This is a genomic window from Marinobacter sp. (assembly GCF_052091845.1).
Taxonomy (GTDB): Bacteria; Pseudomonadota; Gammaproteobacteria; order Pseudomonadales; family Oleiphilaceae; genus Marinobacter.
Window position 1 is genome coordinate 54,199 of record NZ_JBQDCO010000012.1, and the last position, 14,344, is coordinate 68,542.

Consider the following 14,344-nt stretch of genomic DNA (forward strand, 5'->3'; position numbering starts at 1 on the left):
TCAGCCCCGAAACGCCCTGCCCCAAGCTTGTTCCACAGCCTCAAACAGGCTATCGGTTGCCAGCGCCAGTATGCCAATCAGAATGGCTCCCTGCAGAACATACGCTGTATTGCCGTTCACCAAGCCGGCAATGACCGGATCACCCAGCGTGCGGGCACCAATGGTTGAGCCAATAGCGGCTGTGGCGATATTTATGGTTACGGAGGTGCGAATACCTGCCAATATCACTCGCCCGGCCAGAGGAAACTCCACTTTCAATAACACCTGTACCGGCGACATGCCCATGCCCTTAGCGGACTCAAGCACGGCCGGGTTAATGCCACCTAGCCCTGCCAGGGTGTTGCGCAAAATGGGCAGTAAGCCGTAAAGCACCAACGCAAGCAGTGTAGGTTTCTCGCCAAACCCCATGGCTGGAACCGCCAGTGCCAGCACTGCAACCGGCGGCACTGTTTGACCAATGGACGCTATCTGACTGACCAGCGGCATAAAATCCCGGCCTTGGGGGCGGGTAACGAGAATTCCCGCGGATACAGCCGCCAGAGTACCGATGGTCGCGGATATCAGTACCAGCCAGATGTGGCTCTGCAGCAGCACAGCGAAGCTGTCCCGGCTGTATATCAGATTCTCTGCATCGGGCTGAGCCCAGGAAAAAAGCCAGGTCATGGCGGGCAAAAATGCGGTCAGCGCGCATAGCAGTACAACCCAGATAACCGGTGCAAGCCACACTCGCATCAGGAACCAACCTGTAGCAGGTGTTCACGCTGCAACCGCCCAACCTCTTCGCCGGCCTCATTGACTACAGGAAGCTGCGTTGCGTTTTTCCAGAGCATAACCGATAAAGCGATGCGCAGGCTGTCGGACTCCTTCACGCCGTTTTCATCTGGCTGGTGGCGCTTTGGCTGTGGATGCAACTCCATTAATTCGCGCACGGTGCGCAAGGCAAGAAGCTTCAGGCCACGGTCGCTTTTGCCAATCAGGTGCTCTACAAACGCGGAGGCGGGGCTTCGGAGAATCGCCTCCGGGGTATCATGCTGAATGATCTTCCCCTGATCCATCACCGCTATCCGGGTAGCCAGCTTCAGGGCTTCATCAATATCGTGGGTGACAAACACTGTAGTTTTGTTGACCTGGCGCTGAATGCGCAGCATTTCCTGTTGCAGGTTTTCCCGGGTAATGGCGTCCAGAGCGCCAAACGGTTCATCCATAAGCAGTATATTGGGGTCGCCGGCAAGCGCCCGTGCCACACCCACGCGCTGAGCCTGGCCACCTGACAGCTGATGAGGGTATTTGTCGGCATCGGTTGTCGGGTCCAGGTCCAATAGCGTTAGCAGCTCGTGAACGCGCTCGTCGCGCCTTTTGGGTGACCATTTGAGCAGGTCTGGCACCAGACCGATGTTGCGCGCCACCGTCCAGTGGGGGAAAAGCCCGCTGCTTTGTATCGCGTAGCCCATATTCAGCCGCAACTTTTGGGGATCGGCCTGGTTGATGTCTTCACCATCAACCAGTATCTCGCCTTCGCTTCGGGGCAACAGGCGGTTGATCATGCGCAGAGTGGTGGATTTACCGCAGCCAGAGCTGCCTACCAGAACGCAAACTTCGCCGGTTTCTATGGTCAGATCAATGTTATCAACCGCAATGGCTTCGCCAAACCGCCGTGTGACGCCCTTCAATTCAATCAATGTGCAGCACTCCGGAATTTCAACGCAGAAAAGATGGCATCGGCGATCAATGCCAGAAAAACAGTAGGCAAGGCCCCAAGCAACACCAGGTCCATGGCAGACTGTCCCAGCCCCTGAAAAATAAACGTGCCAAAGCCGCCAGCCCCGATCAACGCGGCCACGGCGGTCAAGCCAATGGCCTGTATGGTAGTTATTCGCACACCTTCAACAATGACCGGCAGGGCCAACGGCAACTTCACCTGGACAAAGATCTGCCGCGTATTCATTCCCATACCTCGCGCCGCATCCACCACGGATTCCGGCACTTCCATCAAGGCAACATAGGTATTGCGAAGCATTGGCAACAAACTGTAGGCAATCAGCGCCAGTAATGCCGGTGCCCAGCCGATACCCCGAATGCCCAGTGTCTGTAAAACAGGGAACGCCGCTGATAACGCACCTAATGGCGCAATCAACAAACCGAAAAGCGCCAGGCTGGGAATGGTTTGTAAAAAACTGACCAGCCCCAACAACGGACGGCGCAAGCATTCCTGCCTGACCATGGCCAGTGCAAACGCAAACGCCAGTACCGCACTAATGGCCACGGCACCCAGCGACAGCATTAAATGCACGGTTAACGCATCCGTGAACTGCTCCGCTCTGTTAGCGTATTCGCGGACAAGAGACAGGCTGGACAACCCCTCCCGACGGGCGCACAACCACCAACCGACGACAACAAGTGCTACTGTAAATAGCTGCAGTCCCCGTGACGCCTTGAGCTGACCCAGGGTTTCTGCCAGCATCAATGCCAGCAAGAAAGCCAGGCACCAGAACCCGGCACCAATACCCACACGAGCGTATGCGGCGTCTTCAGGCAGCCGGCGCACAGCAAGCATTTCCAGTAGCAACGGCAAGCCCATCAAGGCCACGGTTAATGCAACCAGCAGTATGACAAAGCACTTCTCAAAAGGCCTTGTTGATATAACAGTGATAGCGCCAAGCAGAAGCGAAACCAGAAGCGCACCATGCCAGCCGATTGCACCATAGAGGCCATAGCCGGTTCCGGACACTATCCGATTGGGCTGCACAACACCCAGGTTGAGCAGCCACAACAGCCCCAGAGCTACCAGCGCCAGCACTGGAATAACGCGGTTAGCCCGCATACTTGTTGAAGTCACAGGCTATTCCAGGTTGAGACTGTCCAGATACTCACGGGCCACAGACTCCGCAGGTGCTCCCTGCACCGCCACTCTGGCATTCAGTTCCTGCAGGGTTTCCAGATCCAGCGACTCAAAAACCGGCTTGAGCAGCGAACGTATCTGCGGATGCTGCTTCAGTACGCTCTGTCTGATAATCGGGGTTGGCTGATACACCGGCTGCACGCCTTTGGTGTCCTGCATCACTTTCAGACCCAGCGCGTTAAGACCACCATCTGTGCCATATGCCATGGCGCCGTTCACGTCGTTGGAGTTAATAGCAGCCGCCCGCAAAGTGGCTGCGGTATTTCCGCCCGAGAGCACCAGAAGCTGGGCGGATGTCAGCTCAAAGCCATAGGCTTCCTGGAACGCCGGTAATGCACTGGCCGACTCGACAAACTCGGCACTTGCCGCAAACTTGAAGGGTTTACCGGCGTTTATATAATCCGCCAGATCCTCCAAAGTGCCAAGGCTGTTCTTTTCCGCAACATCACCGCGCACGCTCATGGCCCAGGTGTTATTGGCGTTGGCAGGGGTGAGCCAAATAATACCTTCCCCTTCGCGATCTAGCTTGGCGGCCATCTCGTAAGCTTTTTTCGCCTCTTTCCACACCTGGCTGTCGGCCTTGTCATAAAAGAAAGCTGCGTTGCCGGTGTACTCGGGGTAAAGATCGATTTCACCCGCTTTGATGGCACTGCGTACTATGTTGGTACTTCCCAACTGCAGTCGGTTCTCCACAGGAACGCCGCCGCTTTCCAGGCGCTGAAGAATCATTTGCCCAAGAACGCCGCCTTCTGTATCAATCTTTGAGGAAACCACTACCGGCTCCTGAGCCCAGGCAAGGCCCGACACAACAAGCAACAGGACGGCGGCATTGCGCGTGATTGAACGCAGTGCAGCATACGCCCTTTTTATGATGTTCCGAGATTTTGTATGAAGCTTTCCATCGCTGATGCAAGGCACGGTTACTCTCCTGTTTATGGGGCTGCATAGCAGCGCCCGAAATTCGATAAATGCGACAGTATGATTGTAGACCGCATAAGCGAATCGGGCCGATTCCTGTTTCCTGAGGCCGTTACCCTTGAATGGCTGCCAGCGCCACTCTCAGGTTGTCCACCGTGCGCTCAACATTGTTCAGTTTCTCAAGGCCAAACAAACCCAGCCGGAACGTTTTAAACGCATCTGGCTCATCACACATCAGCGGCACGCCAGCCGCAATTTGCAGGCGCTGCTCGCGGAACAGGCTGGTGTTGTGAATGTCAGGGTTGTCGGTATGCAACACCACGACGCTTGGCGATTCAAAGCCTGGAGCGGCCACGCTCTTGAAGCCGGCGCTGTAGAACAGCTCCCGCACCTGTTTGCCAAGCTCTACCTGACGGGTGTAAAGCAGGTCCGTACCGGTTTTAAGGGTTTCAGACATGGCATCGCTCAGCGCTGCCAGCGTGTCGGTGGGCATGGTCGCATGATAAGAGTGGCTACCGGATTCGTAGGACTGCATGATCTGGCGCCATTTTTTCAGATCAGCGGCAAAGCTGCTGCTGGTGGTTTCTTCCATGCGCGCCATGGCAAGCTCACTCACTGTAATCAACGCAGCGCAGGGCGATGCGCTCCAGCCTTTTTGCGGCGCGGTGATCATTACATCTACGCCACAAGCCGTCGTATCTACCCACAAAGCACCGGAGGCTACGCAGTCCAGTACAAACAAACCGTTGACGTCCTTAACTGCTTGCCCAATCGTTTTCAGGTAGTCATCAGGCAGCACAATGCCCGAGGCAGTTTCCACATGAGGTACAAACACAACAGCCGGTTTCTCAGCCCGGATGCGTTCAGCCACCTCTGTCGCAGGCACTGGCGCAAACGCCGCCTGGGGCGAGTTATCACAGGCTTTCGCCTTGAGTACGGTTATGTTGTCGGTGATTCGACCCATTTCGAGTATCTGGGTCCAGCGATAGCTGAACCAGCCATTGCGAACAATAAGACAGTGCTGATCGTTGGCAAACTGGCGGGCAACGGCTTCCATCCCAAAACTGCCGCCACCAGGCACAACAACGGCACCTTTGGCGTTATAGACCTGTCGCAGGGTCGACGAAATATCCCGCATTACCTGCTGAAAGGGTGCAGACATGTGGTTAAGCGAGCGGTCATTGAATACTACTGAGTATTCCAGCAACCCATCCGGGTCGATAGAAGGAAACAAGTTGGACATGGGTAGGAAATTCCTTGCCTGGTGCAGTCTGTGAGTGAATAGTTTAGGGTACCAGTCTAACAAACTTGGCGTTATGCGCTTTATTTTTCACGTTTTCTGAAAGCCCACTTGTGGAACCCGGCAAAAGCTTATAAATTGAACAAGGCGGCCAAGTTCCCGCTTTTCCTTTATTTATCCAAACAACGCACCAGGTGAGCCTGTGAGAACACATTTCTCAGAGACCATTCCTTTCTACCTATTCTGTACCGGCCGCCAGGCAGGTACTAATGGTGTGTTGTCCGCTTTTCTCCTTTCTCGCTGAATCCGCTGTAAAAACGCCGGGTTCGGCGCCTGAATCCCGAAATTCCAAATTATTCACTATTTTTTCTGGAGATTACTATGTCTGATATGCCGGCTATATTAGTTGCTGAAGAGGATTTCAACCGCTTGTCTACCCTGATCGAAAAACAGGGAGACTCGGATGTTGCATATGGTCTGGATGATGAACTGAGCCGGGCTACACTTGTGCCATTGGCAGAAATGCCTGCGCACGTAGTCACAATGAATTCCAGTGTTCGCTTTCAGAATTCGGATAGCGGCCAGGAGCACGAGCTTACGCTGGTATACCCACATGAACTGGGCACCGGAGATGGCAAGATTTCTATTTTGGCGCCGGCTGGTTCGGCCTTGCTTGGGCTTTCAGTGGGAGAATCTATCGAATGGCCCATCCGTGGCCGCAACAACATCCATCTCAAGATCATTAACGTTAGCCGCCAAAGCTAACCGGCAGAGTTCGACATGGGGCGGCCCGCAAGGGCCTACCCCAGGCGTTAGTCTTCTCTGGCCAGTCGGAACTGCTCAATGGTTTTTCTGAGAGCCTCGGCCATCACGAGCAAATCACCCGCAATACCTGCCGTTTCCTGGGCATCTGTTGACGCCTGCTCCGCTGAACGGCTGATTTCAATTACGTTCTGATTAATCGCCTCAGACACATCGCTTTGCTCATTCGCCGCACTTTCCATCTCTCCATTGAGTGAGGTAATTTCACGAACGGCCGAGGCAATACTCTGCAATTCAGACTCTACTTTTAAAATGGCATCTACCTGATCACCGGCCATCTCCGAGGCATGGCTCATGGCCGCCACACACTCAACCACCTCATTTTTAAGCCCGTTTATGGTGCTGCGAATTTCTTCTGTAGAAACCTGTGTACGGGAGGCCAGTGCCCGAACCTCATCGGCAACCACGGAGAAGCCGCGCCCCTGTTCCCCGGCCCTTGCGGCTTCGATGGCGGCGTTCAGTGCCAGCAGGTTAGTCTGCTCGGCAATGTTGGAAATCTCCTCCAGCATATTCGCCATCTGGCTCGTTCGCAGGTTCAAACCTTTGATACGCTCGGCACCGCCCTCCACTTCCGCATTTAACATCTCGATGCCCTGCACCGCAGCGCGCGCCAACTGCTCGCCGCTATTGGCAGACTGCGCGGTTTCCGCAGACTTCCGGGTGGTGTGATTGGCGTTTTCACGCACCTGAACCGCCGATGCAGCCATTTCTGTGGTGGCGCTGGCAACCTGATCGGTATTGTCTTTCTGTGCCAGCACTTCCTGGCCGGTAGTTTCGGCTTTTGCAGCAATACCGCGGGCCGCCTGCTCCACCTGCGCGGCGTTATCCATCACCGTGTTCATGCTCTTGCGGATTTTGGCCACCATACGGTTGAATGCCAGAGACACTGAACCAATTTCGTCGTTGCGAGTGACATCCAACTCAATGGTGAGATCCGAATTACCGGAAATCTCATCCATACTGCGTTGCAGCCTGCGCAATCTTGAAAACACCAATTGATTCAAGGCCAAAGCGGTCAGAAAGAACACAGCAATAAAGATACCGACTTGAATACCACCGCTGGCAAATAATTGCTGATGCAGCAGGGCGTCGCTCTCTGCCAGGGAGTAGTCCACACGAATCGCCCCCAGCACATCGCCTTCCTCCGCCTGGTGGCAGCCCAGGCAGTTCACTCCCTGGTAATCTTCCCGGGCAACAACCGGATCTATCAAGGTATATATGCGCCCATCATCGTTGCTCGAATAGCGTTCCACCCGCTCGCCCGCCAGTGCTTTTCTGTCATCGGGATCACGTTGCTGCTCCGCTTTGGTTCCTTTGCCAAACACCTGGTTTAGCTGGTCACTACGAATAACCCGCACATCGAGAACATCTTCCGGCGCCATCACTTTGTCGCGAAGCACATCACGGTTACCAATAGTACCAGTGACCATCATGGTGTTCAGGCCATCAAAATAGGACTTGGCAAGGCCATCTACATATTTGTGGCTGAATTCCTCCATGTGATCACGCTGGGCGCTCGCACTGTATAGCACAGTAAAAACCAGAATGAGCGAAAACGCCGCTGCCAGAGCAGCGAGCAACAGAAAACGGATGGAGTAGTGTTTTTTCATAGCAACCCAGTTGAAGGAACCAGCCCAAAAAAAAGAAGTACCAACAAGCCCGCACGCGCGCGCTGATAAAGAAAGATGAATATCCGAGTTATCCTCGCATTTTCGAACCTTCACCATTATTGACGGCAAAGTGGCGGCTAACTTTATAGATACGCATCAAATATTTACTGACTCAGGTCAGAAACGTGCGCAATCATTACTGGCCCGAAATATGCTTGAGTATGCTTTTGAGAGGTAACAGGCGATCATTTTCCGGCACGCACACCGACCCTCGGAGGAAGGTAATTCATGTCACTGCTAACATCGTTAATCCAGGCAAGCACTCGCTTTCAGCAATCTCTGGAGCAGCGCCCGGCCGCAAGCGGCGCTGGAGAGCAAAAGGCCAAAGCCACGGGAAGCGCAAAAGCAGTGCAACCGGCAAGCCCGGGTGATGATCGCTTCACCCCATCGGGCGACTCCCTCAGTGATGCGAACCAACTGAAATCACAGAAATTACCACTTGCAGACTACAAGCAAACGGTGGGGCAGGATCTTGCCTTTATCAGGGAAACGCTGCGGCACAAACTTGCCGAATACAACCTGAACCCGGCCACAGCAATAAGCGTGAATAAAAATGATAGCGGCAAAATTGAAGTAGGCGGAAAGCTGGCAGAAGAAACCCGCTCCCGAATAGAAAAAGACCTGAACATAAACAAAAATTTTAAGGAAGCATTCAGCCGATCGAGCGTCAACGAGCCGACGTTACACTTTATGGATAACGCCCTGAAGCTAAACCAGGCCTACGGCGTCAACAACTCGTTGCTGGATACACTGGTGAGTGAAAACCAGCAATTCAACGGCTTGCAGGATCTCGTGCACCGCTACGACACCCTGCGCCGGTCCGCCTCTCCTTCGCCGTTTGAAGCTACGGCAAACCAGGGCGCCTATGCTTTCAACTTGAACACTCAAGCGTAAGCATTACATCTCAAACGGTGCCGGATCGCCCTTGCCAACACGGGTAACAGCCGGCACCTCACCAGTAAAGTTTACCACCGTGGTGGGTTCCATACCGCAAAACCCACCATCAATGATCAGATCCAGCTCGTTCTCCAGCGCCTCTCGAATATCGTTAGCGTCAGTCATAGGGTCTGACTCTCCTGGTAGCATCAACGTACTACTCATAATAGGCTCACCCAGTTCACCCAGCAGGGCGCGAACAATCGCGTTATCCGGAACTCGCACTCCAATGGTGCGTCGCTTTGGGTGCATCAGCCGCCGCGGCACTTCGCTGGTGGCATCCAGAATGTATGTATAGGGCCCGGGAGTAAACGTCTTCAACAACCGATACTGGGTATTATCCACCTTGGCATACACCCCAATATCAGACAGATCCCGGCATACGAGGGTGAAGTTGTGTTTGTCATCCAGTCTACGAATTCGCTTGATGCGATCCTGCGCCTGTTTTTCCCCCAAATGACAGCCAATGGCATAACCCGAATCGGTGGGATACACCACAACGCCCCCCTTTCGAAGAATCTCGACTGCCTGTTTGATCAACCGCTTTTGCGGGTTTTCCGGGTGAATCTGAAAAAACTGACTCATAACCGCCCCCTCTACTGACTTTGATTGCCCGGATCCGCTTTGGAACCGCCCATACAATCCGGTGACGTGGGCGCGACCTGCCCGGACGCCTCCCACTCTTGGGGAGAGTATAGATGCAACGCCAGCGCATGCACGCCACCGGCCATTTCCAGTTCTTCCGCCAGCACCTTGTAAATCGCCTGGTGCCGCTTAACCTTCATCTGCCCGACAAACGCCGGCGACACCATGGTCACCTTGAAATGCGTTTCCGAATTCGGCGGTACACTGTGCTTATGGCTTTCGTTCTCCACGTGAAGAAGGCTGGCATCAAACGCTTCTTCCAGCTTGGTTTCGAGTGTGCTCTGGATTTTCATAATGGTTTAACTCTCAAAATTCGCTCTGGATTTAGTGGCGATACCCCGGAGTTTGAAGCGGGTGCGGGAGTTGTTTTCCCAAAAGTGTGTGTTGCCAAGGATGGCAACACCAAGCCCCCACGGACGGGTTCACGGCGTCTTTTGGGAAAACAACTCCCACAGCCGCCTCCCTCAAGGTATACAGTCTACTACATCAGGCAAGCCACCCGAACCTTGACACCCAACAACCAAACAGCCACATTCCCCACCCTCTCCACTTTTAACAAAACCAAGCCAAAAGCCATGCTCCTGTATATCGCCGAAAAACCCAGCCTCGGCAGAGCGATTGCCGCTGCCCTCCCCGGCCCCTACCATAAAGGTCAGGGCTGGATTCGCTGCGGAAAAGGCAGTGAAGCCGCCACAGTAAGCTGGTGTATTGGCCACCTGCTAGAGCCGGCCGAGCCCGCAAGCTACAACCCCGCCTGGAAAAGCTGGCGCAAGCACGACCTGCCCATGTTTCCGGACAAATGGCAAGTTACCCCAAAAGACAGTGTGCGCCAGCAACTCAGCGCACTGGAATCGCTGATTCGCCAGGCACATACCATTGTTCACGCCGGTGACCCGGACAGAGAAGGCCAACTGCTGGTTGATGAAGTTATAAGGTATTTTGGTACCGAGGCACCCGTAAAGCGGATACTCATCAACGATCTGACACCCGCAGCGGTTGCCAAAGCCATACAACAGCCCAAAGACAACCTGGAATTTCGCAGGCTGTCCCGCTCCGCGCTCGCACGGCAACGGGCCGACTGGCTGTACGGTATCAACCTTACCCGCTTTTACACACTGAATTACCAACAGCAGGGCCAACAGGGCGTCTATTCCGTTGGCCGTGTACAAACGCCAGTATTGGGCCTGGTAGTAGAGCGGGACAACACCATTGAGAACTTCAAGCCCAAGCCTTACTTCACTATAGAGGCCCGTTTCAAAGCCCAGGAAGAAGAAGCTGATCAGCAGGTTTTTACCGCCAAGTGGCTGCCTGATGAGCAGTACCAACAGCACCTGGATCAAGAAAGCCGGCTACTGGATCGCGAAACAGCCGAGCAGATTGCAGCCAGCGTTCATAGCCGGCCAGGCTCCATTGTGGAATCCCGCTTCCGCGACCGCCCAGAAGCACCACCTTTGCCGCTTTCACTGTCGGCGCTTCAAATAGAAGCCGGTCGCCTGTTCCGCATGGGCGCAAAAGACGTACTCGATACTGCCCAGAATTTATACGAACGTCACCAGCTAATCACCTACCCCCGCTCAGATTGCCGGTACCTGCCCGAAGGGCATTACGCTCAGCGGGAACAGGTTAGCGGTGCTATTGGCCGGGTTATGCCAGACCTGGCCGACGCCTGCAGCAAGGCTGACTTTAGCCACAAAACAGCCGCCTGGAACGATAAGAAAGTAGACGCTCACCACGCTATTATTCCCACCAGCCGCACGGCTGCCAACGGCAAGCTTAGTGATGCAGAACAGAAAATTTATAACCTGATTAGCCGCTACTACCTGATGCAGTTTTCAGCAGATGCCATACACCGGGAGGGGCGGCTCACGGTGCGAGTGTCAGAGCATCGTTTCCGCGCGACAGAAACCGCGGTGCTGACGCCAGGCTGGAAAACACTCGAGCTGAAACATCGGGATGGTCGCAAAGAGGCAGAAAAGCCGCCGCTGCCACGCCTGAGTACAGGTGAGCCGGTTTTCTGCGAAGACAGCACCACAAGCGAACGCAAAACCAGGCCGCCCCAGCATTTCAACGATGCCTCGCTGCTGTCAGCAATGACCAACATTGCCCGTTTTGTAACCGATCCGGAGCTTCGAAAAACCCTGCGGGAAACCGATGGCCTGGGCACGGAAGCTACCCGTGCCAATATTATAGAGACGCTGTTCAAGCGGGATTACCTATACCGGGACAGCAAGCACATCCGGGCCACTGACAAGGGCATGACACTGATAAATGCCCTACCTGACTCTGTAAGCAAGCCAGACAGAACGGCAATCTGGGAAGCCACCCTGGACAATATTCACCGAGGCGAAGACGACCCCCGCAAGTTTCTGGATGCCCTGAAGACAGAAATCCGTGGCTTTATTGATCCATCGGGCGGTGCCTGTGATGCCAAGCCGCAAAGCGACGCGCCCAACTGCCCGAAATGCCGTGCCCCAATGACAGAAAGAGACGGCAAGTTTGGCCGGTTCTTTGCCTGCACCCGTTACCCAAATTGCCGTGGTACGCGCCCCATTGAGGACGCAGCGCCCAACGATGGCACAGGGCAAAAGCCTGTCCCCTGCCCCCACTGCTTCTCGCCTTTGGTTCGCAGACAAGGCAAAAAAGGCTGGTTCTGGGGCTGCAGTAATTTCCCTGCTTGCCGACAAACACTAGACGACGACAACGGCAAGCCCTCAATTCGTTTACGCAAGACTACATAACGACACTGAATGTGGCGCCAAAGTTTGTGATGATTAGCTGCTACAGCAGGATATCCTGTATCGCATACAGCGGCACAGAATGGCAACGAGACATCATTACTACTCCCGGGAGAGACACCATGCGCATTGCTCTGCTTGAAGATCAACAGGAACAGGCGCAGCACATACAGTCTATTTTGTCCGAACGCGGGCACCACTGTGACAGCTTCCCTACGGGTCAAAACTTTCTCAGCGCTGCATTACACCGCAGCTACGACCTGATGATTCTTGATTGGCAGATTCCTGACATGACCGGTATTGATGTGCTGAAAAACGTGCGCGCACAGATAAACTGGCCCGTACCGGTGGTGTTTCTTACCCAACGGGACAGCGAAGCCGATATTGTTCAGGCGCTGGACGCAGGGGCGGACGATTTTCTGGCAAAACCCGCTCGCGCTGCAGAACTGGTTGCACGCATTAACGCCCTGGCTCGCCGCGCCAACCCGGACAACGAGAAAGAAAGCCTCCAGTATGGCCCCTTTGAGGTAAACACCCAGCACAGAACCATTGTCCTGCATGGTGAAGAGCTTGTGCTGACCGACAAAGATTTCGATCTGACTCTATTCCTGTTCCAGAACCAGGGTCGCCTACTCACCCGGGAGGTACTTCTGGAACGAGTATGGGGATTGGCACGAGATATTAATACCCGAACGGTAGACACGCATATGAGCCGGCTGCGGCGCCGATTGGGCCTGAATCCGGAAAACGGTTTTCGAATCAAAACCATTTACCAGCGCGGATACCGCCTGGAAGCCATGAAGGCCGAAGCCGTAATTGACGATATAGCTTAATGACCGAGCACCCTATACCTCCTTTCCTCAAAGCGTTCCTGGTGCTGGCCCTTCTGGCACTTGGCATGCCTGTGTGTGCGGAGTTATCGATTACCCGTGGGTCGGCAACAACAATGGCGAGCCCTGCCGGCAACACTGTTCCCGAGTGGATTTACACTCTGAAACCCGGCGAGAGCTTTGCTGAAGTGGCGAAAGATTTGCTGGCCGCAACTCACAGTGCAGGTCGGTTGCGCCAGTACAACCACATAGAAAACTCTGCCACGCTGGGTGAAGGCGACCGCGTGCGTGTCCCTCTGTCCTGGTTAAAGAGGCAACCTAACCCTGCTCGAGTCACTTCGGTTTCTGGCAATGTTCAGCTTATATCCGGCATTGATGGCCGGAAAAAAGCGTTAACAGAAGACGCCCTGGTACGAGTAGGCGACGAGGTGCTTTCTGGCGCAGGGGCGGCCACCATTACTCTGGCCGACGGTTCAGAAGTCCGGCTATCACCAGACTCCCGGCTGATCTTTAACCGCCTGACCCAATACGGCAAATCCGGCATGGTAGACACTCGGTTAAGACTGAATCGGGGGGAAATCCATACCCGCGTTAAACCAGTGATTGAAGGTGGTGCCCGCTTTGAAATTGAAACTCCCTCTGCCGTCGCCGCCGTTCGCGGTACTGCATTTGCACTGAAAGCCGGGGCCCACGGCACACACCTGCAGGTAACGGAAGGCGTGGTCGATTTTGGCACCCCGAACAAAACCCAACGAATACCCGCCGGGTATAGCGCCACGGTGGCAAGCAGCAACGGCAGGCAAAACAAGCTGAACATACGCAAAATGCCGCCAGCACCCCAGATCAACCCACTGCCAAAGGTGCTTACCCAGCTTCCGACAGAAATGACCTGGGAAAAAGGACCCGCAACACACTACCGGCTGGATGTATTTGAAACAGAAAGCGGGCGCTGGATTGAGAGCCGCAAAATCAACGGCAACCAATTTGATATCAGCCGACTGGATAACGGCCAGTATGAGATTCAACTGGCAGTGCTTGGCCAGAATGGCATGGCAGGAATGCCCGGAATCCTGCCCATAGAAGTTGACTTGCAAGCCCGCACTGCCACCCTTTTACAACCGGAAAATGGCGGCAGTGTGAACGACGATATGCCAGAGTTCCGGTGGACCCTCAACGGCGAAAACGAGGTAGCGCGGGTTGAAATTGCCGAAGATGAAGCTTTCCGTAATCTGGTCGCCACCAGTGAGTGGGCGCCAGAAACATCGGCCTTGCCTTCTCGCCCCCTGAGTGCTGGCCAATATTACTGGCGCGTTGTTACCGAGGCTGGCGGAAACTCGGTAGCCACAACACAACCACGAAAATTGATTGTAAACGGGACCTTACCGCCAGTGCGTATTATCAGCATTAATTACGTCGACCGTCAGGTTCGCGTGTTCTGGGAAAAGGTAGATACCGCCGCTAACTACCGTATGCAGCTGGCAGAAGAACCCGGTTTTAACAACGTTATCAAGGAAGCAACGCTGCCAGATACCACAGCGGCCTTGCGTCTTATTCCCGGAAGGCGGTATTTTGTGCGCCTGAAAGCACTTTCAGATGGCCCATTGCAGAGCCGCTGGGGACCAGGGAGGGAACTTTACCTGGAATAACAC

Annotated in this window: 13 protein-coding genes; 5 read left to right on the forward strand and 8 right to left on the reverse strand. The window is 54.5% G+C overall.

The window, feature by feature from the left end; genetic code table 11:
- From ACTHYN_RS05950 to ACTHYN_RS05970, 5 genes are all read right to left on the reverse strand, one after another.
- Complete coding sequence (locus tag ACTHYN_RS05950; RefSeq protein ID WP_441811554.1) at positions 1-732, reverse strand: ABC transporter permease; 732 nt, start codon at positions 730-732, stop codon at positions 1-3.
- The gene (locus tag ACTHYN_RS05955; protein WP_441811555.1) at positions 732-1,679 is read right to left on the reverse strand and encodes an ABC transporter ATP-binding protein; all 948 of its coding nucleotides are present in this window, start codon (positions 1,677-1,679) and stop codon (positions 732-734) included. The genes ACTHYN_RS05950 and ACTHYN_RS05955 overlap by 1 nt, the downstream gene beginning before the upstream one ends.
- Positions 1,676-2,821: an ABC transporter permease gene (locus tag ACTHYN_RS05960; protein WP_441811576.1), complete on the reverse strand. Its 1,146-nt coding sequence runs from the start codon at positions 2,819-2,821 to the stop codon at positions 1,676-1,678. The genes ACTHYN_RS05955 and ACTHYN_RS05960 overlap by 4 nt, the downstream gene beginning before the upstream one ends.
- 18 nt (positions 2,822-2,839) lie before the next feature.
- Positions 2,840-3,673 carry a glycine betaine ABC transporter substrate-binding protein OsmF gene (gene osmF / locus ACTHYN_RS05965; protein WP_441811556.1) on the reverse strand — a complete coding sequence of 278 codons (834 nt, stop codon included), beginning with the start codon at positions 3,671-3,673 and terminating at the stop codon, positions 2,840-2,842.
- A 256-nt stretch (positions 3,674-3,929) separates the two neighbouring features.
- Positions 3,930-5,060, reverse strand: a complete 1,131-nt coding sequence (locus ACTHYN_RS05970) for an aminotransferase class V-fold PLP-dependent enzyme (protein WP_441811557.1) — start codon at positions 5,058-5,060, stop codon at positions 3,930-3,932.
- Positions 5,061-5,438: 378 nt separating this feature from the next.
- Here ACTHYN_RS05970 and rnk point away from each other — a divergent pair, with 378 nt between their 5' ends.
- On the forward strand, positions 5,439-5,822 hold the full coding sequence (gene rnk, locus ACTHYN_RS05975) for a nucleoside diphosphate kinase regulator (RefSeq protein WP_441811558.1): 384 nt from the start codon (positions 5,439-5,441) through the stop codon (positions 5,820-5,822).
- Between the two features lie 47 nt (positions 5,823-5,869).
- Here the strand turns inward: rnk and ACTHYN_RS05980 are convergent, their stop codons facing one another.
- Entirely contained in the window at positions 5,870-7,489 is a 1,620-nt protein-coding gene (locus ACTHYN_RS05980) for a methyl-accepting chemotaxis protein (protein ID WP_441811559.1), read from the reverse strand.
- A 288-nt stretch (positions 7,490-7,777) separates the two neighbouring features.
- Between ACTHYN_RS05980 and ACTHYN_RS05985 the strand changes: the two genes are divergently transcribed.
- Positions 7,778-8,443 (forward strand): hypothetical protein, encoded by a 666-nt coding sequence (locus ACTHYN_RS05985; protein WP_441811560.1) that lies wholly within the window; start codon positions 7,778-7,780, stop codon positions 8,441-8,443.
- 3 nt (positions 8,444-8,446) lie between these two features.
- Here ACTHYN_RS05985 and ACTHYN_RS05990 read toward each other — a convergent pair whose 3' ends face one another.
- Both ACTHYN_RS05990 and ACTHYN_RS05995 read right to left on the reverse strand, forming a co-directional pair.
- Entirely contained in the window at positions 8,447-9,070 is a 624-nt protein-coding gene (locus tag ACTHYN_RS05990; RefSeq protein ID WP_441811561.1) for an L-threonylcarbamoyladenylate synthase, read from the reverse strand.
- Between the two features lie 11 nt (positions 9,071-9,081).
- Entirely contained in the window at positions 9,082-9,423 is a 342-nt protein-coding gene (locus ACTHYN_RS05995; RefSeq protein WP_441811562.1) for a BolA family protein, read from the reverse strand.
- Positions 9,424-9,705: 282 nt separating this feature from the next.
- Here ACTHYN_RS05995 and ACTHYN_RS06000 point away from each other — a divergent pair, with 282 nt between their 5' ends.
- The 3 genes from ACTHYN_RS06000 (at position 9,706) to ACTHYN_RS06010 (ending at position 14,341) form a co-directional block, all read left to right on the forward strand.
- Complete coding sequence (locus tag ACTHYN_RS06000; RefSeq protein ID WP_441811577.1) at positions 9,706-11,868, forward strand: DNA topoisomerase III; 2,163 nt, start codon at positions 9,706-9,708, stop codon at positions 11,866-11,868.
- 119 nt (positions 11,869-11,987) lie between these two features.
- The gene (locus ACTHYN_RS06005) at positions 11,988-12,698 is read left to right on the forward strand and encodes a response regulator transcription factor (RefSeq protein WP_441811563.1); all 711 of its coding nucleotides are present in this window, start codon (positions 11,988-11,990) and stop codon (positions 12,696-12,698) included.
- The gene (locus ACTHYN_RS06010; RefSeq protein WP_441811564.1) at positions 12,698-14,341 is read left to right on the forward strand and encodes a FecR domain-containing protein; all 1,644 of its coding nucleotides are present in this window, start codon (positions 12,698-12,700) and stop codon (positions 14,339-14,341) included. The genes ACTHYN_RS06005 and ACTHYN_RS06010 overlap by 1 nt, the downstream gene beginning before the upstream one ends.
- Positions 14,342-14,344 lie beyond the last annotated feature (3 nt).